We start from the raw sequence: 16,311 nt of genomic DNA, 5'->3' as shown, positions 1-16,311 counted from the left end.
GCCTGCTGATGCAGGCTTTTTGCTGTTATTGACATCAGCTACAGGCGGAATTGCCCCAACAATTGTTGCAAACGACCAGATAGGGTGGCCAATTCCCCACTGGCTTCAGCAATCTGAGCTGAGCTGTCGCTGTTGTGGGCGACGGCATCATTGATATTGCTGACATTGCGGTTAATTTCCGCCGAGACGGCCACCTGTTGATTGGCTGCACTGGCGATCTGGATGTTCATTTGAGTAATGGTCGAAACGGCGGAGCGGATCTGTTCCAATGCTTTCCCGGCGTTATTGGCTTCCTGTACACAATGTGCGGTGGTTTGATTGCTCTTTTCCATCACGCTGACGGCAGAGCGAGCTCCTTGTTGCAACTGCTCGATGATGTGTTGAATTTCCGCCGTAGATGCCTGGGTGCGGCTCGCCAGTGACCGTACTTCATCGGCCACTACTGCAAAGCCTCGACCCTGTTCGCCGGCACGCGCGGCCTCAATGGCTGCATTCAGTGCCAACAGATTAGTCTGTTCAGCAATGTTACGGATCACTTCCAGCACGGTATCGATGGTCTGACTGTTTTGTGCCAATTTATCGATAGTATCAACAGCGTTATTGATTTCCTTTGCCAGACCATCAATCTGTTGCACCACCTGCTGCACGACCTGTTTACCGGCATCACTGGCGCTGTCTGCCTGTTCGGCGGCAGTGGCGGCATCGGTGGCATTATGTGCCACTTCCTGTACGGTTGCGGCCATTTCATTCATGGCAGTCGCGACCTGTTCGGTTTCTCGCTGCTGCTGGTCGGCACTGCGGCGGCTATTGCCGGTAATGCCAGACATCTCTTCTGCCGAGGTTGCCAGTGATTCAGTCACCTGTGCCACGCTTTGCATAGTCCCGTGAATTTTGCTGGCAAAGCGGTTAAACGCCTGTGCCAGTTCGGCAATTTCATCTTTGCTGTGGACTTTGATCCGTTGGGTCAGGTCGCCTTCACCTTCGGCGATATTGTTCATGGCTCGGGTCGCTTCGCCAATGGGGCCGGTAATACTGCGTGCGATAAGTACCGCTATCAGCGTGCCAATCACTAATGCGAGCAGCCCAATGCCCGCCAACTTAAGATTGATATTCCATAATGCCTGTTCGGTATCACTGCGATCCATCCCGATCGCCAGTACCCCAATGGCTTTACCGGAAAAGTCCTGTATCTGATGCAGATAGATGGCATGGCTGATGCCGTTACTGGCTTCCTTGAAATTTTGTGCTTGTCCCTGCATCACTCGGGTGAGTAGCGCACTATTCTGGAACTGCGGTAACTCGAAGGTGCCGCCAAAACGTTTGAAGCCTTGATCCGTCGGGATCAGCAACGCGACTTCGGCCTGATAGTTCTGTTTAAATTCCTCGAAAAATGGCTGGCCGAATGACATGCCAAATTCGACTGAGCCAATGTGCTTACCCTGATAACTGACAGGGGCTAAGCCACGGATGCCGAGGCCGGCAACACCTTTTTCCAGCCCCATGAGCGGCTGCTGGGTATTATTGGTTTGCACTACAGTTTCACGAAAAGAAGACAGATCATCGCCGAACTTTTCTGGTTTGTGCACGCGTAAAAACGAAATTGCAGGTGGGGTGTGAAATTGAAACTGCTGTACGGCAAAGTTCTGCTTTAATGGTTTGAATATCAACTGACTACGTTCGTTGAGTTGTTGTCGTAGGCCCGCAGCAAATTCCGCCTGCATTTCCGGCGTATGGGCAACCACAGTGGCAAGCGCTTCTGCCAATTTGCCCGACCCCTGAATTTCTGCCACGGCTGTTTGATACAACTTCTGCAATTCACGTTGCTCTGATTGCGCGACCTGTGCTGTAAATTGGGACAACACCATTGGCATGATAAACGTCATTACCACCACCAACATCACGCATACCCCGAGAATAATGCGGGTTCCCACTTTAAGTTTGGAAAACACAGCTAACCTCCGAAAACCAATCCTTTGTCAGATAAGCGCCAATTATAGTTGCCGCAAGTTTGCGCAAGTGTGTGAAACGAAAAGTTTTTAAGATGAACATATTAACCATTGTTGAATTTAAGCGGTGGATCACTCTTTCGGATTATTTCGTGACAGGGATTTACTTAGCCTGCTAAATAAATATAATGCTTCGCCTGCTAATTAATTAGAGATGCATGATGGATAAAAAGCTCGATCAGCTGCGCGAACTGTCACTGGCAGAGCATCTTGGCCGTAGCCACCGGTTATGGCGCATGGTGGCTGACACCGAACTGGTGCCGCTGGGGCTGACTCATCCTCGCTGGACCGCCTTGTGGAAGTTACGGCGTATGGGCGATGGTGTGAGTCAAAAAGCGCTGGCGGAGGCGCTGGAGATTGAACTGCCATCCTTGATGCGAACCTTGGCACAACTGGAGCAGCAGCAACTGATCTGCCGCTACTGTTGCAATCAGGATAAACGCGCGCGCATCGTCTGGCTGACCGACAGTGGGCGACAAATATTGAGCCAAATGGAAACGCTGATTGTGCAAGTCCGGCTGGATTTGCTCGATGGCATCAGCGAAGCCGAACTGGCGCAATTTGAACAGACCTTGCAACGCATCACCGCTAATGCCCAGCGAAAATTAGCTGCTAAAAAATAACAGATTCAGGAGAGTTTCCAGTTTTATGACGCCGGACCAACAGTTTGCCCGCATGATTAAATTTTCCATGTTCGGGTTTGGCCTTACTTTCGCCTATTTCATGCTGGCGGATTTGAAAATTCCACTGACGCCACAGGCCATGGCGACGCATTTGGTGACCAAAGTAGCACCGCAGGTCGGGGGTAAAGTGGTTCAGGTGGCGGTGACGAATAACCAGCAGGTAAAAAAAGGCGACCTGTTGTTTGTGATTGATCCGCAACCCTATCAATTGGCGCTGGAACAAGCGCAACTGGCCGTCGAGCAGGCCAAACAAGACAACGCTGAACTGGATGCCTCGATAGCCGCGGCAACTGCGAGTGTGACTGCCAGTGACGTAGCGTTAGCCCAGGCACAGCGTGAAGCCAAACGTTTGGCCTCGCTGTTTAACGATCATAGCGTTTCGCGCCAGAGTCTGGAGCAGGCTGAAACCACAGTACGTACTGAGATGGCAACACTGGCATCAGCGAATGCTCAGTTGTCCAAACTTAAGGTCTCGCGTGGGTTGCCCGGTGAGCAGAATCTGAAATTACGTCAGGCACAGAACCAACTGGCGACGGCGACATTGAATCTGGCCTACACACGAGTCACTGCCGCAGAAGATGGCGTGGTGACCAACCTGCAATTGCAGCAGGGCAGTGTGGTCAGTAATGCCAACCCAGTGTTGGCGCTGGTGTCTCAACAGACCGATATCATTGCCGATTTTCGCGAAAAGACCCTCAAAGATATTCGCCCTGGCAGTGAAGCCTGGGTGGCATTTGATGGCGAACCCGGTCAATTATACAACGCTACTGTCAGCAGCATTGACGCGGGGGTCAGCGCTGGTCAGTTTGTTGCTGACGGCTCGCTAGCCACCCCTACCGAGTCAGATCGTTGGGTCCGCGACGCCCAGCGTTTACGCTTACATCTGGACTTGAGCCACAACGATAAACTGCGCCTGGCGGCAGGTGCGCGAGCCACGGTACAGCTGTTGCCGGAGCACGGGGTGCTGCGATTTCTGGCGCATCTGCAGATCAAATTCATCAGCTTGCTGCATTACATCTACTGAGGCTGACGATGTTGTTGCGTAATAAGCCATTGACCACCAATGACTTGCGTCAGTGTTTGCGGGTTGCGACCGGGGCCACTATCGGTTTTCTGATCTGTAAAGCGATGAATTGGAATTACGGGGTGTTCTATGTCGTCACTCCGATGCTGCTGCTAGGGTTAGTGCCGACCATGAACGGTCATGCCGCCCGGCAATTGTTGGCGGCCGGCGTGCTATGTGGCCTGGAAGTCGGCATTATCGGTGGTCTGTTTGGCGGTCATATTGGACTGATGACACCATTGGTCTTTTTGCTGTTTTTGTATCGCTTTGCCTGTATGTCGAAAGGCAGTTTGTTTCTGTTTGGCGCCAATGGCGTCATCAACCTCAGCATTATGCTGCATTTTGCCAGTTATCCCGCTACTGACCTCAATGATTTAATCTGCAGTAACCTGATTGCCTGTGCCTTATCGGTATTAATTGCTTATCTGATGAAGGCAGTTTTCCCAGATGTCGAGCCGCGAGCCAGTCATGTGGCAGAACCGAAACAGCCACATCGAATGCGTCATGAAGCGCTGCTAGGTGCCAGTATGGCGACTATTTCATTTCTGGTGTTTCAGCTGTTTGATTTGAAGGACTCATTATCCGCCCAGGCGACGACTTTGCTGCTGCTATTTCCGATGCATTGGAACGGTGCGCTCGGTTATGCGAAAAAGCGGGCGATGGGCACCATTCTTGGGGTGTTCTACGGTTTGTCAGTGCAGTTACTGCTGTACGATTGGTCCGGATTATTGCTGCTGGTGGCGCCATTATTGTGGCTTGGCACTATGCTGTTTGCCCAGGCACATGTAAAAGAGGCCTCTGGCTCCGGAGTCGGTTTTGGTGCGATGACCACCTTGGGCATTTTATTCGGGCAGTATCTCGCCCCCGGCAATGACCTGGTTTTCAGCGCACTTTATCGTGTTAGCAGCATTATGGGGGCTATCGTCGGTACCTTATGCATCTGTTATATGATCCACCGATTACTGAATAGCTTTGAGTCCACCCGTTTTGGGTCTTAACACAACTCGCCAATGAAGCATAAAAAAGGAGCCTTGCGGCTCCTTTTTTATCAGTAGTAGCGGTAATTACTCTTTGCGTTCACGACGTTTCGGACGACGTTCGCCTTCAAAGCGTGGCTTGCTACGTTCGGTACGTGGACTGCGTTCACGATCCGCATGACCTTCATCTTCCTGCTTGCGGCTACGACGCGGTTTGCTCTGCTCTTTGCCACTATCGAGCTGTGTGCCAACTTCTTTGATATTGATTGGACGACCACAGACGCGCACTTTTTTCAGATGCATCAGAATATCTTTTGGCATCCCCGCAGGCAGATCTATCGTACTGATCTGATCCAGCAGCTGGATCTGACCAATATAACGGCTGTCAATATTTGCTTCGTTAGCAATGGCGCCCACGATGTTACCCACACCTACACCGTGATCACGGCCAACTTCCAGCATATAGCGGCACATCTTGATATCTGGATTGTCTTTCAGTTCTTCGGCGCTGCCAAGATCGCCAGGGGTGGCTCGGCTGCTTTGACGGCGACGGCTGCTGCGGTCATCACCGCTCTGGAATTTGCTGTCCTGCACATCGCGCTGACGCTCCTGCATGGCTGGCAGTTGCAGCGGACGTTCTTGCTGTACCTGATACAACAGTGCGGCGGCGAGAATATCCGTATCGACTTCCAGTTGCTGACACAGCTGTGCTACTGCACCTTTCATGAAGTCTAACTGTTGGCTACTGATGACTTCGGCAACTTGATCACCTAAACGCGACAGACGACGTTCTGCCACAGTTTCTGGGCTTGGCACTTTCATTGGCGAAATACGGCTGTTAGTGGCCTTTTCAATCATACGCAGCATGCGCATTTCACGACTGGTCACAAACAGGATTGCCATACCGCTGCGGCCGGCACGACCAGTACGACCAATACGGTGTACATAGGCTTCAGTATCGTAAGGAATATCGTAGTTGATCACATGGCCGATACGTTCTACGTCAAGACCGCGAGCGGCGACGTCAGTGGCGATCAGAATATCCAGCTTGCCATTCTTCAACTGGTCAACCGCACGTTCACGCGCCTGCTGGTTCATATCACCATGCAGCGGCGAACAGGCATAACCACGCGCATCCAGCTTTTCAGCCAGCTCAACACAGGAGTTACGGGTACGCACGAAGATAATAATGCCTTCGGTGTTTTCCACTTCCAGCACCCGCACTAGCGCTTCCAGCTTATTGTGCTGTGACACCTGAATAAAGCGCTGTTCAATAGAGTCAACCGTCGCATGACTAGCGGCGATACTGATATTGATTGGGCTTGCCAGATGCTTGTTGGCAACGCGCTTGATCTGTTCTGGCATGGTCGCTGAGAACAGGGCTAATTGGCGGTCATCTGGAGTCTGATCCAAGATCCATTCGATGTCATCGATGAAGCCCATTTTCAGCATTTCATCGGCTTCATCCAGCACCAGCGCCTTGATGGTGTCCAGTTTCAACGTACCACGGCGCATATGGTCCATCACACGACCCGGTGTACCGACTATTACCTGTGGCCCACGGCGCAGTGCTTGCAACTGCTGATGCATGCTCTGACCGCCATAAATAGGCAGTACATGGAACCCTTTGAGGTATTTGGCATAGCTGGTGAACGCTTCTGCGACCTGTACGGCCAGTTCCCGGGTTGGCGCCAATACCAGAATTTGCGGGGCATTGAATTTATGGTCAATGGCGTTAAGTAACGGTAAAGCAAAAGCGCCGGTTTTACCGGTCCCTGTCTGAGCCTGGCCCAGAATATCTTTACCCTCCATCAGCGGCACGATACTGGCGGCCTGGATAGGGGTTGGATGCTCGTAGCCCAGTTCGTTCAGGGCGCGCAGCAACTCCTCGGAAAGCCCGAGTTCACGGAAAGTCAGTTCACTGGATGACATTGAATTGTAGCCTTGTGGGTGCGTTGAAAACGCAAAAAAGAATTTTACAGCAGGAAAATCAACCCCGCGTTGACTTCCCATTTTAAAAGCGGCGGATTATAACGCTATGCGCAACAAATATCCAGCGCTGTTCGAAAAGTATAGTGTAATTTCGTCACAAGTCTGTAGAAAAATAATACTTGTTCCACGTTAACACTTTGCAATCTCGATGCCGCAATGCTGATAATCGCGGGACTCATGAACGCCTTGTGATCAAAACAAAAGGCCCTAAACTTGGGCCCTTTGTGGTCTTCTTGCGAACTATTTCAACAGTGGTTTGAGGAAGCGCGCGGTATGTGATTCCTCATGCTCGGCCACCTGTTCCGGGGTGCCGGCTACCAGAATGGTGCCGCCGCCTGAGCCGCCTTCTGGCCCTAAGTCCACAATCCAGTCAGCTGTTTTAATCACGTCCAGATTGTGCTCAATCACCACAATGGTATTGCCCTGGGCTTTCAGCTTATGCAGTACGTCCAGTAGCATCTGAATATCCGCAAAATGCAGGCCGGTGGTGGGTTCGTCCAGAATGTACAGGGTCTGGCCGGTGTCGCGTTTTGACAACTCTTTGGCTAACTTCACCCGCTGCGCTTCACCGCCCGACAAGGTGGTGGCGCTTTGTCCAAGCTGCACATAAGACAATCCGACGTCCATCAGCGTTTGCAGTTTACGGGCAATGGCTGGCACGGCATCAAAGAAAGTACGGGCTTCCTCTACCGTCATATTCAGCACTTCGTGAATGCTTTTGCCCTTGTATTTCACTTCCAGCGTTTCGCGGTTGTAACGTTTGCCTTTACAGACGTCACAGGGCACATAAACATCTGGCAGAAAGTGCATCTCCACCTTAATTAAGCCGTCACCCTGACAGGCTTCACAGCGACCGCCCTTCACGTTAAAGGAGAAACGACCCGGCTGATAACCGCGGGTACGGGCTTCCTGCGTGCCGGAAAACAGCTCGCGGATGGGAGTGAAAATGCCAGTGTAAGTCGCCGGATTAGAACGCGGTGTCCGGCCAATCGGGCTCTGGTCGATATCCACGACTTTGTCGCAGAGTTCCATGCCTTCGACGCGATCATAAGGTGCCGGTTCGTTGACCGTGGCACCGTTGAGCATCTTATGGGCGATACGGAAAAAAGTATCGTTGATCAGCGTCGATTTCCCAGAACCAGACACCCCAGTGATGCAGGTCAGCAAGCCAATCGGGATCTCCAGATTAACATTTTTGAGGTTATTGCCACGGGCACCATACAGCTTGATCATTTTATTCGGGTCACACACGGTGCGCGGCCCGGGTACCGTAATAGTCTGCTTGCCTGAAAGGTATTGTCCAGTAAGTGACTGCTCACATTGCATGATAGTGTCGAGGTCACCAGCGCAGATCACTTCGCCACCATGTACGCCGGCACCGGGACCGATGTCCACAATGTAATCGGCGCAGCGGATAGCATCTTCATCGTGTTCTACCACAATCACGGTGTTACCGAGATCGCGCAAATGGGTCAGGGTGCTCAGCAGTCGCTCGTTATCGCGCTGATGTAAGCCAATAGACGGTTCATCCAGCACGTACATTACACCTACCAGACCGGCACCAATCTGACTGGCCAGTCGAATACGCTGCGCTTCACCGCCCGAAAGCGTGTCCGCGGAGCGTGACAGTGACAGATAGTTCAGACCGACATTCACCAGAAAGCCCAAGCGGTCATGGATCTCTTTCAGCACTTTTTCGGCGATTTGGGCTTTCTGACCATCAAATTTCAGTTCGGCAAAGTAACGGCTTGCATGGCCGATAGACCAGTCGGTCAGTTGCGGCAGGCTGACATCACCAATAAACACATTGCGTGCTTCTTCACGCAAACGCGAGCCGCCACAGGTTTTACACGGACGGTTACTGATGTATTTGGCCAACTCTTCACGCACCGCATTGGACTCGGTCTCGCGGTAGCGGCGGTCCATGTTGTTGAGAATGCCTTCAAATGGATGGTTGCGTATCACCACATCGCCGCGATCATTGATATAGCGGAAGGCAATTTTCTCGTCTCCGGAGCCATAAAGCACAATATCGCGGACTTTGTCGGTCAACTCGCAAAATGGGGTTTCCACTTTGAAATGATAGTGCTCTGCCAGAGAAGTCAGCATCTGGAAGTAATAAAAGTTCCGTCGATCCCAGCCACGGATAGCGCCGCCGGCCAGCGACAGTTCATCGTTAGTGACGACCCGGTCCGGATCAAAAAATTGCTGTACGCCCAGACCATCACAGGTCGGACAGGCACCGGCGGGATTGTTGAAAGAGAACAGTCGCGGTTCCAGCTCCGCCATGGAGTAACCACACTGGCTACAGGCGAAGTTAGCCGAGAACAGCAGCGGCGCCGCATCGGTGTTATCCATGCTGACAACTGTGGCAATGCCGCCCGAGAGTTCCAGCGCGGTTTCAAAGGACTCGGCCAGCCGCTGTTGCAGATCGGCGCGCACTTTAAAGCGGTCTACTACCACTTCGATGGTGTGTTTTATTTGCAGTTCCAGCTCTGGTGGATCGGAAAGGTCACAGACTTCACCATCAATACGGGCGCGGATATAGCCTTGGGCCGCCAGATTCTGCAGCAGTTTGACGTGCTCACCTTTACGAGCTTGCACCACCGGCGCCAGCAGCATCATGCGTTCGCCTTCGGGCAACGCCAGCACCTGATCCACCATCTGACTCACCGTCTGTGCCGCCAGTGGTTCGCCATGGGTAGGACACCGTGGTTCGCCAACACGCGCATAAAGCAAGCGCAGGTAATCGTACACTTCGGTAATTGTACCGACGGTAGAGCGCGGGTTATGTGAGGTAGATTTCTGCTCAATGGAGATCGCCGGGCTCAGCCCTTCGATATGATCCACCTCGGGTTTTTCCATCAGGCTCAGGAACTGGCGCGCGTACGCTGACAGGGATTCCACATAACGGCGTTGGCCTTCTGCATAGAGCGTATCAAACGCCAGCGAGGACTTACCGGAGCCAGATAACCCAGTGATAACAATCAATTTATCCCGGGGAATCGTGAGATTGATATTTTTCAGGTTATGGGTGCGAGCACCGCGGATTTCTATCTTATCCATCTCTGAAATTGCTGATTGCTGACCGAAGAAAAAGACGATCAGTATCGCATAAATTACCGTCGACTCCTAGTGATTGTCAGCTTTTTAACCTGCGTGTAAAGCACCGTGCGATGGCAATAAAACCCTGATGAATTAGGGGTTTTCTAGGTTGGTTCCGTAGTGTTAACGGAACCGCAAAGCGCTTGTCGCAGGTATGACACGACTTTTTCGGCACGGCTCGACAACGGCCATTCCTGGCGGTGGATTAGCCACAGGGTATCAACCACAGCTACCGGCGTTTCTACTACCTTGATGGCCTGTTGTTTGGCAAATGATATTCGCGCGAAGTGCGGTAACACAGTGAATCCCAAGCCTCTGGCCACCGGTTCTAGCAGCAGGCTGACCTGATTGCTGAAGCCGGTGATGGGTAAACTGCTAATACCAGGATTGCCCGGAAAGCAGCGACTTAACAGCCGAGTCGCCATTGCCCTGCCATCAGGATGGTCGATAAAACCCAGCTGCATTAAATCCTGCCAGCTATCCACCGTTTTGTCGGCAGGGATAACCAGTTCCAATGGTTCTTCGGTAAAACGGCTGGCGCTGAGGCGCGGATCATCCGGTTTGGTACTGGTTAAACCCAGCTCGTATTTATTACTGAGCACCACTTCCAGTACTTCAGGATCGGGCGCAAAGCGGTGACGGAGCACCAGTCCGGCATGTTGCTGTTGTAACTCTAACAGTAACGGATACAAACGCAGACCGATGCTGCCGGGGGAGACAATGCCAACGTCGCCGCAGGTGGCTTCCGCTTCGGTTAAACGCATTTGCAGACGGTTTTCAGCGTTCTCTACTTCTCGTTGATATTGCAGCAGTGCCACCCCAGCTGGGGTCAGCGCCATCTCGCGGCCACGGCGTGCCAGTAAGTGGCCGAATTGCTGTTCTAACTGTCGCATTTGCTGGCTGACCGCTGCCTGCGTAATTCCGAGCCGTTCGGCGGTGCGGGTGAAGTTTTTCATTTCACTTAGTACCGTAAAAGTTTGCAGCCACTGTGGATTAATCATAAGTAAAAATTATCAAAACCATAATTACATGTTAGTTCAAATTATAGTTGCAACTTCTTAGACTGTGGCAATCATATTTTTCATATTGCACGAGTTGATGAGGTAGTTATGACCGCAATTTTTACGCCTTATAGCCTTAAAGGGGTGACACTGCGCAATCGCATTGCTGTGCCGCCTATGTGTCAGTACAGCGCTGTCAACGGTTACACCACTGACTGGCACGAAGCACATTACGCATCGATTGCCCGAGGTGGCGCTGGACTGGTCATTGTTGAAGCCACCGGCGTGTCGCCTGAAGGCCGCATTACCCCAGCCTGTACTGGTTTATGGGAAGATGGCCAGATCCAGGGCATGGCGCGTGTTGCCAAGGCCATTAAAGCCGCCGGTGCCGTGCCCGGTATTCAGATAGGTCATGCTGGTCGTAAAGCCAGCGCCAATCGTCCATGGGAAGGTGATGACCATATCCCATCTGATCAGCCCAACGGCTGGGATACCATTGCCCCGTCAGCCATCGCTTTTGGCGGCGGCTTGCCCAAGGTGCCTAAGGCGATGACTGTTGCCGATATTCAACGGGTACAAGCGGACTTTGTCGCCGCGGCCCAGCGAGCATTAGCGGCCGGTTTTGAATGGCTGGAACTGCATTTTGCCCACGGCTATCTGGCACAAAGCTTTTTCTCCCGTGCAGCCAACCAACGCACCGATGCCTACGGGGGGAATTTTGCTGGTCGTAGTCGCTTCCTGCTGGAAACTCTACAAGCGGTGCGCCAAGTCTGGCCTGAGCATCTGCCGTTGACGGCGCGTTTTGGCGTGATCGAGTTTGATGGTCATGACGAAGAAACCTTGGCGGAATCCATTGAGTTGGTGCGTCAGTTCAAACATGCGGGTTTGGATATGCTGAACGTCAGCATGGGCTTCTCAACTCAGAATGCCAAAGTCCCTTGGGCGTCGGGTTTTATGGTCCCGATTGCTGCCCAGGTCGGACGTGAAGCCGAACTGCCGGTCGCCACTAGCTGGTGTATTGATGATCCGCGCACCGCTGAAAAAGCGATCGCTGATAAGCAGATTGAACTGGCGATGATCGGGCGTGCCCATCTTGCCAATCCGCATTATCCGATGCAGATTGCCCAAGCCTTGGGGATCGAAAAACCAGCGTCAGTATTGCCGGATCAATACGCTTACTGGTTGTCACGTTACCGTGGTCCAGGCACAGGTTCGGCACAATAAGTTGTCACCAACACCCGCTACTTAGCGGGTGTTTTGTTTATAACCCAGCGCTTTTGCTCATAAAATCAGCCTAGTGCAGCGACTTTGCTGTCATTGGCAACATTAACGCAATTTAATCCCACTATGTTTTTGATATGTCGCTAATTTATCTTCAGTCTTTGAATGATGATCCCAAGCAGGGGGATTTCCCTTTGGGTGAAAAAAAAGCTTCGTGTTAAACTGCGTTTCCTTAAATAAAACTGAACTCAGGGCAACAACTACATGGCCAATGCTGGACTTTCCGGAACTGAGAAAAGAGTCGCCTTCTCCCTAGCCGGCGTATTTGGATTACGCATGCTGGGCTTATTTATGATCATGCCGGTGTTCGCGTTATACGGACAACATCTGCAAGGATTTTCTCCACTATGGGTAGGTATCGCCATTGGGGCCTACGGTCTGACCCAGGCACTGTTGCAGATCCCAATGGGGATTCTGTCCGATAAAATCGGCCGCAAGCCGGTGATCCTCGGTGGCCTGGTATTATTCGCTATCGGTAGCGTGGTGGCGGCAATGTCTACCAGCATCTATGGCGTTGTCGCTGGTCGTGCGATACAAGGCATGGGCGCGATTGCCGCCGCGGTGCTGGCACTGGCTGCTGATCTGACTCGCGACGAACAGCGCACCAAAGTCATGGCAATCATCGGCATGTGTATCGGTGGTTCCTTTGCTGTGGCCTTGTTGGTGGGGCCGGTAGTGGCACAACATCTGGGACTCAGCGGTTTATTCGCGCTTACTGGCGTGCTGGCGATTGTCGGCATGGTGATCATGCAGCTGTTAGTGCCCAATCCGGTGCGGCATGCGCCTGCCGGAGACACGCTGGCGCAAACCGGCAAGCTGCTGCAAATGCTTAAAGATCCGCAGTTGTTCCGTCTTGATGCCGGTATCTTCTTGTTGCACCTAGTGCTGACCGCCGTGTTTGTGGCGCTGCCACTGGATCTGGTTGATGCCGGACTGGTGAAAGAGAAACACTGGATGCTGTATTTCCCGGCATTTGTCGGTTCCTTTATGTTAATGGTGCCGATGATCATCGTTGGCGTGAAACGGCAAAATACCAAACAGATGTTCCAGATTGCCTTGGTGATCATGGTCATAGCCTTGTGCCTGATGGCTTCACTGCCGCACAGTCTGGTCGCCTTGAGTATTGCCATTATTGGTTTCTTTACCGGTTTCAACTATCTGGAAGCGTCGTTACCAAGCTTGATCTCCAAGTTCTGCCCAATGGGCGCTAAAGGCTCGGCCATGGGCGTCTATTCTACCAGCCAGTTCTTAGGGGCTTTCTGTGGTGGTTTGTTCGGCGGCGGGGCTTATCAGCTGTTGGGATCTACTGGCGTATTTATCGTCGCCGTGGTGCTGATGTTGGTGTGGCTTGGCCTTACCTTTGGCATGAAAAATCCAAAAATCCTCAAGAGTTACACGTTGGAAGCCGCGGTACAGGGCCGTGAACAGGCACAACAGATGGCCGCCAAGCTGTCACAATTGGAAGGTGTAGCCGAAGCCATTGTCGTGCTTGAGGAAAAGGTTGCCTACCTCAAAGTGAACGATCAATTCGATTTAACGGCGGCGCGAGCTGTGCTAGGCTCTTCCAATTAAGCGCAACGTAAAGATTAAGAATCGCAGGAGATTTTCATGGCCAGTCGTGGTGTTAATAAGGTAATTCTGGTGGGCAATCTGGGGCAGGACCCAGAGGTGCGCTATATGCCAAACGGCAATGCTGTGGCAAATATCACCGTCGCGACCAGTGATACCTGGAAGGATCAGCAGGGACAACAGCAGGAACGCACCGAGTGGCACCGTGTGGTAATTTTCGGCAAGCTGGCTGAAGTGGCAGGTGAATATCTGCGCAAAGGTTCTCAGGTTTATCTGGAAGGCCGTTTGCAGACCCGTAAGTGGAAAGATCAGAGTGGTCAGGAGCGTTACACCACTGAGATCGTGGTCGATATGCAAGGCAGCATGCAGATGCTCGGTGGTCGCCCACAGAATCAGGGTGGCGCACCAATGCAGGGTGGCAACATGGGCGGTGGTAATTTTGGTGCACCTCAGGGTGGCAACCAGTACGCTGCACCACAACAGCAACCACAGCAGCAATATGCACCGCAGCAGGCTGCGCCAGCTTATCAGCCACAGCAAAATAGTGGTTATGCGCCTAATAAGCCGCAGTCACAGCAGCGCCCAGCGCCGCAGCCGCAGCAGAAACCACAACAGCAACCGCAGCAGCCACAACAGAACTACACTCCAGATCTGGATGATGGCTGGGATGATGATATCCCGTTCTGAGGTATGGGGTTTGTCACCTTTCAGGGTTGATGGGAAAGTCACTGCAATGCAGTGACTTTTTTGTTGGGTTAAACAAAATTAGAAAGTCGTGAGCTTTCGCGCTCACACTGCGGTCAAGGGGCAATGCTCATCTTTCGCCCCCTTGGAACCCCCCACGGCGCTGAAAGCTCCCCAGCTTTATGGTGAAAATGGCGACTCTCAGGATTCACGGCTTTTCTAGCCATGAAAGCAGTCCCAGTGCGGCTATCTCTGTCTCAGCTAGCCATTGTTTACCAACATCCTCGGTAGCGCCGAAGGGGAAAATTGCATTGTGTGTATTTTCGGGATAACACGTTTTTGCCCCAAAACGTTTTATCGGCCTGACGTTTGTACAACTCTAGCATCAGGGCATTGACCAAATTTTAGTAATGCAGCAAAGTGGTTAGATTAACTGTGGCGATTCAGCCAAGCGTTTATGCGCCCATTAGTAATGGCGTTAGAAGTTACTATGAAATACATGGATGGAAAGCAGATAGAAGTCGGTGACAACGTCCTGATTAGTGGGATGTACAAGGGACTAGTTGTAGCGGATATTGATGGAGATAGATATTCCGCTGATTATCCAAGAGAGCAATGGGGTTGCCTTCAGACGGGGGTAATGATTGATACCGATATTGGTGGCCTAGTTCATTACGAACAAATCTCTTTAGAAAACGAAAAAATAGAACTGGTGTCCCGTGCGTAAGTCCACTTCTAACAAGCCACTCAAATTCGTTGCGCCCCCCCAAAAAGCGTGGCCTCCACCAGACTCACTAACGCTCACTGTTTAGCGGATGTTACAAGGATAAGGAAGTCTGATGTTTAAGAAGATACTTAAGTGGTTCGGGGTAATCCTGTTAGGAATAATCCTACTGTTCATTCTCGTGGCTGTGTATACCGGTTATAAGCAATCTGGGTATAAAGAAACTGCGGTTCCTTACATTAAAGAGGTTATTCCAGCGATTTCGGAGTGGGATACAGAGAAGGCAAAACAATTCTTTGTTCCTTCTACCTTCGACAATGTATCGCAGGATGATTTTGAAAAACTATTTCGGTTTTTCTCGAAACTAGGTAGTTTAAAATCAATGGACGAACCAGTATTCAATCAGGTGCAGGCAGGCGCGACCATTCAAGAAGGTGCCAATACGATAGTCACATACACTGTATTAGCACACTATGAAAATGGTGATGCTCAGATCACTATTCGTTTGTTAGATTTAGGTGGATCATTTGAGGTTTACTATTTCAATGTCAATTCAACAGTTTTCATTGAGTAGCCTTGTAACAATGCCAAGCAGCGCCGCACTCCATGCGCTGGGACCTCGCTATGCTCGGCCGCTGTTGGCGGCGTTTGTGAACTAGGCAGACCTCAATGTCAAAACCGTTTTTCAACTACTACTGGTTTGCATTTACCACAACTAGATTGCTGTTTTTGCTGCTATTGCCGGTGATATTTGTGGCTAATGAGATCTTTGTTCCTTATCTAGTCATTGTCACCTTATTAGGCTGGTCTGCAATTATCATTGCCATGATATACAAGTGTCCACAATGCAACGGGAGAGCCTTGGTGCACAGTGGGGTTGTAGTTAGAAAAATTGAATCAAATAGAAGTAGATTAAGCTCTTGGCTGATACCTAATGAGTTGGCTTATCAGTACTTCTATTGTTGTAAATGTGGGCACAAAATAGAAGCCAATAAGTGTTGAGTTGTGTTCACATAACAAGTTGCTTAATTGCGTTCCGGCCACAAACAGCGTGGCCTCCACTGGACTGCCTACGCTACGCTGCGGCAGCCATTAGCAAAGCGTTAATCCATCGAAATTTTTATCCGAAACTGACAAGTTAGAGTTAAGACTTTAACTCGAAAATGTCCAAATTCGCGTTAACCAGAACTTAGAATAAAAAATGGGCCATGAAGGCCCATTTTTGC

12 protein-coding genes are annotated in these 16,311 nt (G+C 51.3%); 8 read left to right on the top strand and 4 right to left on the bottom strand.

Features of this window, described 5'->3' with window-relative positions; all coding sequences use genetic code 11:
* Positions 1–38: 38 nt before the first annotated feature.
* Positions 39–1,898 (bottom strand): methyl-accepting chemotaxis protein, encoded by a 1,860-nt coding sequence (locus tag PY479_RS07715; RefSeq protein ID WP_275483441.1) that lies wholly within the window; start codon positions 1,896–1,898, stop codon positions 39–41.
* A gap of 269 nt (positions 1,899–2,167) precedes the next feature.
* Between PY479_RS07715 and slyA the strand changes: the two genes are divergently transcribed.
* From slyA to PY479_RS07700, 3 genes are read left to right on the top strand one after another with little or no spacing between them, the layout of a single operon-like run.
* Positions 2,168–2,629, top strand: a complete 462-nt coding sequence (slyA, locus tag PY479_RS07710; protein WP_212596681.1) for a transcriptional regulator SlyA — start codon at positions 2,168–2,170, stop codon at positions 2,627–2,629.
* A gap of 25 nt (positions 2,630–2,654) precedes the next feature.
* A complete protein-coding gene (locus PY479_RS07705; RefSeq protein WP_275483410.1) occupies positions 2,655–3,713 on the top strand; it encodes an HlyD family secretion protein in 1,059 nt (352 codons plus the stop codon).
* Positions 3,714–3,721: 8 nt separating this feature from the next.
* Positions 3,722–4,750, top strand: coding sequence for a DUF2955 domain-containing protein (locus PY479_RS07700; RefSeq protein WP_212594531.1), 1,029 nt, complete (start codon positions 3,722–3,724; stop codon positions 4,748–4,750).
* 66 nt (positions 4,751–4,816) lie between these two features.
* On the opposite strand, the gene PY479_RS07695 is transcribed toward PY479_RS07700, so the two are convergent.
* The 3 genes from PY479_RS07695 to PY479_RS07685 all read right to left on the bottom strand — a co-directional run bounded on the left by PY479_RS07695 (position 4,817) and on the right by PY479_RS07685 (position 10,827).
* Positions 4,817–6,661 (bottom strand): DEAD/DEAH box helicase, encoded by a 1,845-nt coding sequence (locus PY479_RS07695; RefSeq protein WP_275483409.1) that lies wholly within the window; start codon positions 6,659–6,661, stop codon positions 4,817–4,819.
* 300 nt (positions 6,662–6,961) lie between these two features.
* The gene (uvrA, locus tag PY479_RS07690) at positions 6,962–9,787 is read right to left on the bottom strand and encodes an excinuclease ABC subunit UvrA (RefSeq protein ID WP_275483408.1); all 2,826 of its coding nucleotides are present in this window, start codon (positions 9,785–9,787) and stop codon (positions 6,962–6,964) included.
* Between the two features lie 143 nt (positions 9,788–9,930).
* Positions 9,931–10,827, bottom strand: a complete 897-nt coding sequence (locus PY479_RS07685) for a LysR family transcriptional regulator (protein ID WP_275483407.1) — start codon at positions 10,825–10,827, stop codon at positions 9,931–9,933.
* Between the two features lie 108 nt (positions 10,828–10,935).
* Between PY479_RS07685 and PY479_RS07680 the strand changes: the two genes are divergently transcribed.
* The 5 genes from PY479_RS07680 (at position 10,936) to PY479_RS07660 (ending at position 15,659) form a co-directional block, all read left to right on the top strand.
* The gene (locus tag PY479_RS07680; protein ID WP_275483406.1) at positions 10,936–12,051 is read left to right on the top strand and encodes an NADH:flavin oxidoreductase/NADH oxidase; all 1,116 of its coding nucleotides are present in this window, start codon (positions 10,936–10,938) and stop codon (positions 12,049–12,051) included.
* 261 nt (positions 12,052–12,312) lie between these two features.
* Positions 12,313–13,680 carry an MFS transporter gene (locus tag PY479_RS07675; protein WP_212594526.1) on the top strand — a complete coding sequence of 456 codons (1,368 nt, stop codon included), beginning with the start codon at positions 12,313–12,315 and terminating at the stop codon, positions 13,678–13,680.
* A gap of 36 nt (positions 13,681–13,716) precedes the next feature.
* The gene (gene ssb / locus PY479_RS07670) at positions 13,717–14,364 is read left to right on the top strand and encodes a single-stranded DNA-binding protein (RefSeq protein WP_212594525.1); all 648 of its coding nucleotides are present in this window, start codon (positions 13,717–13,719) and stop codon (positions 14,362–14,364) included.
* Positions 14,365–14,851: 487 nt separating this feature from the next.
* Positions 14,852–15,088 carry a hypothetical protein gene (locus tag PY479_RS07665; RefSeq protein WP_275483405.1) on the top strand — a complete coding sequence of 79 codons (237 nt, stop codon included), beginning with the start codon at positions 14,852–14,854 and terminating at the stop codon, positions 15,086–15,088.
* Positions 15,089–15,200: 112 nt separating this feature from the next.
* Entirely contained in the window at positions 15,201–15,659 is a 459-nt protein-coding gene (locus PY479_RS07660; RefSeq protein ID WP_275483404.1) for a hypothetical protein, read from the top strand.
* The last annotated feature ends 652 nt before the right edge of the window (positions 15,660–16,311 follow it).

The organism is Shewanella sp. A32 (genome assembly GCF_029167175.1).
In the GTDB taxonomy this organism is placed as follows: domain Bacteria; phylum Pseudomonadota; class Gammaproteobacteria; order Enterobacterales; family Shewanellaceae; genus Shewanella; species Shewanella yunxiaonensis.
Note: the sequence above shows the minus strand (reverse complement) of the source record. Positions and strands in the feature narration are given on the sequence as shown.

Excerpts from the sequence above, each read along its gene's own strand:
- slyA (WP_212596681.1), top strand. The coding sequence starts at position 2,168 with ATGGATAAAAAGCTCGATCAGCTGCGCGAACTGTCACTGGCAGAGCAT.
- uvrA (WP_275483408.1), bottom strand. The coding sequence starts at position 9,787 with ATGGATAAGATAGAAATCCGCGGTGCTCGCACCCATAACCTGAAAAAT.
- PY479_RS07695 (WP_275483409.1), bottom strand. The coding sequence starts at position 6,661 with ATGTCATCCAGTGAACTGACTTTCCGTGAACTCGGGCTTTCCGAGGAG.
- PY479_RS07665 (WP_275483405.1), top strand. The coding sequence starts at position 14,852 with ATGAAATACATGGATGGAAAGCAGATAGAAGTCGGTGACAACGTCCTG.
- PY479_RS07715 (WP_275483441.1), bottom strand. The coding sequence starts at position 1,898 with ATGTTGGTGGTGGTAATGACGTTTATCATGCCAATGGTGTTGTCCCAA.
- PY479_RS07675 (WP_212594526.1), top strand. The coding sequence starts at position 12,313 with ATGGCCAATGCTGGACTTTCCGGAACTGAGAAAAGAGTCGCCTTCTCC.
- PY479_RS07680 (WP_275483406.1), top strand. The coding sequence starts at position 10,936 with ATGACCGCAATTTTTACGCCTTATAGCCTTAAAGGGGTGACACTGCGC.
- ssb (WP_212594525.1), top strand. The coding sequence starts at position 13,717 with ATGGCCAGTCGTGGTGTTAATAAGGTAATTCTGGTGGGCAATCTGGGG.
- PY479_RS07700 (WP_212594531.1), top strand. The coding sequence starts at position 3,722 with ATGTTGTTGCGTAATAAGCCATTGACCACCAATGACTTGCGTCAGTGT.
- PY479_RS07685 (WP_275483407.1), bottom strand. The coding sequence starts at position 10,827 with ATGATTAATCCACAGTGGCTGCAAACTTTTACGGTACTAAGTGAAATG.
- PY479_RS07705 (WP_275483410.1), top strand. The coding sequence starts at position 2,655 with ATGACGCCGGACCAACAGTTTGCCCGCATGATTAAATTTTCCATGTTC.
- PY479_RS07660 (WP_275483404.1), top strand. The coding sequence starts at position 15,201 with ATGTTTAAGAAGATACTTAAGTGGTTCGGGGTAATCCTGTTAGGAATA.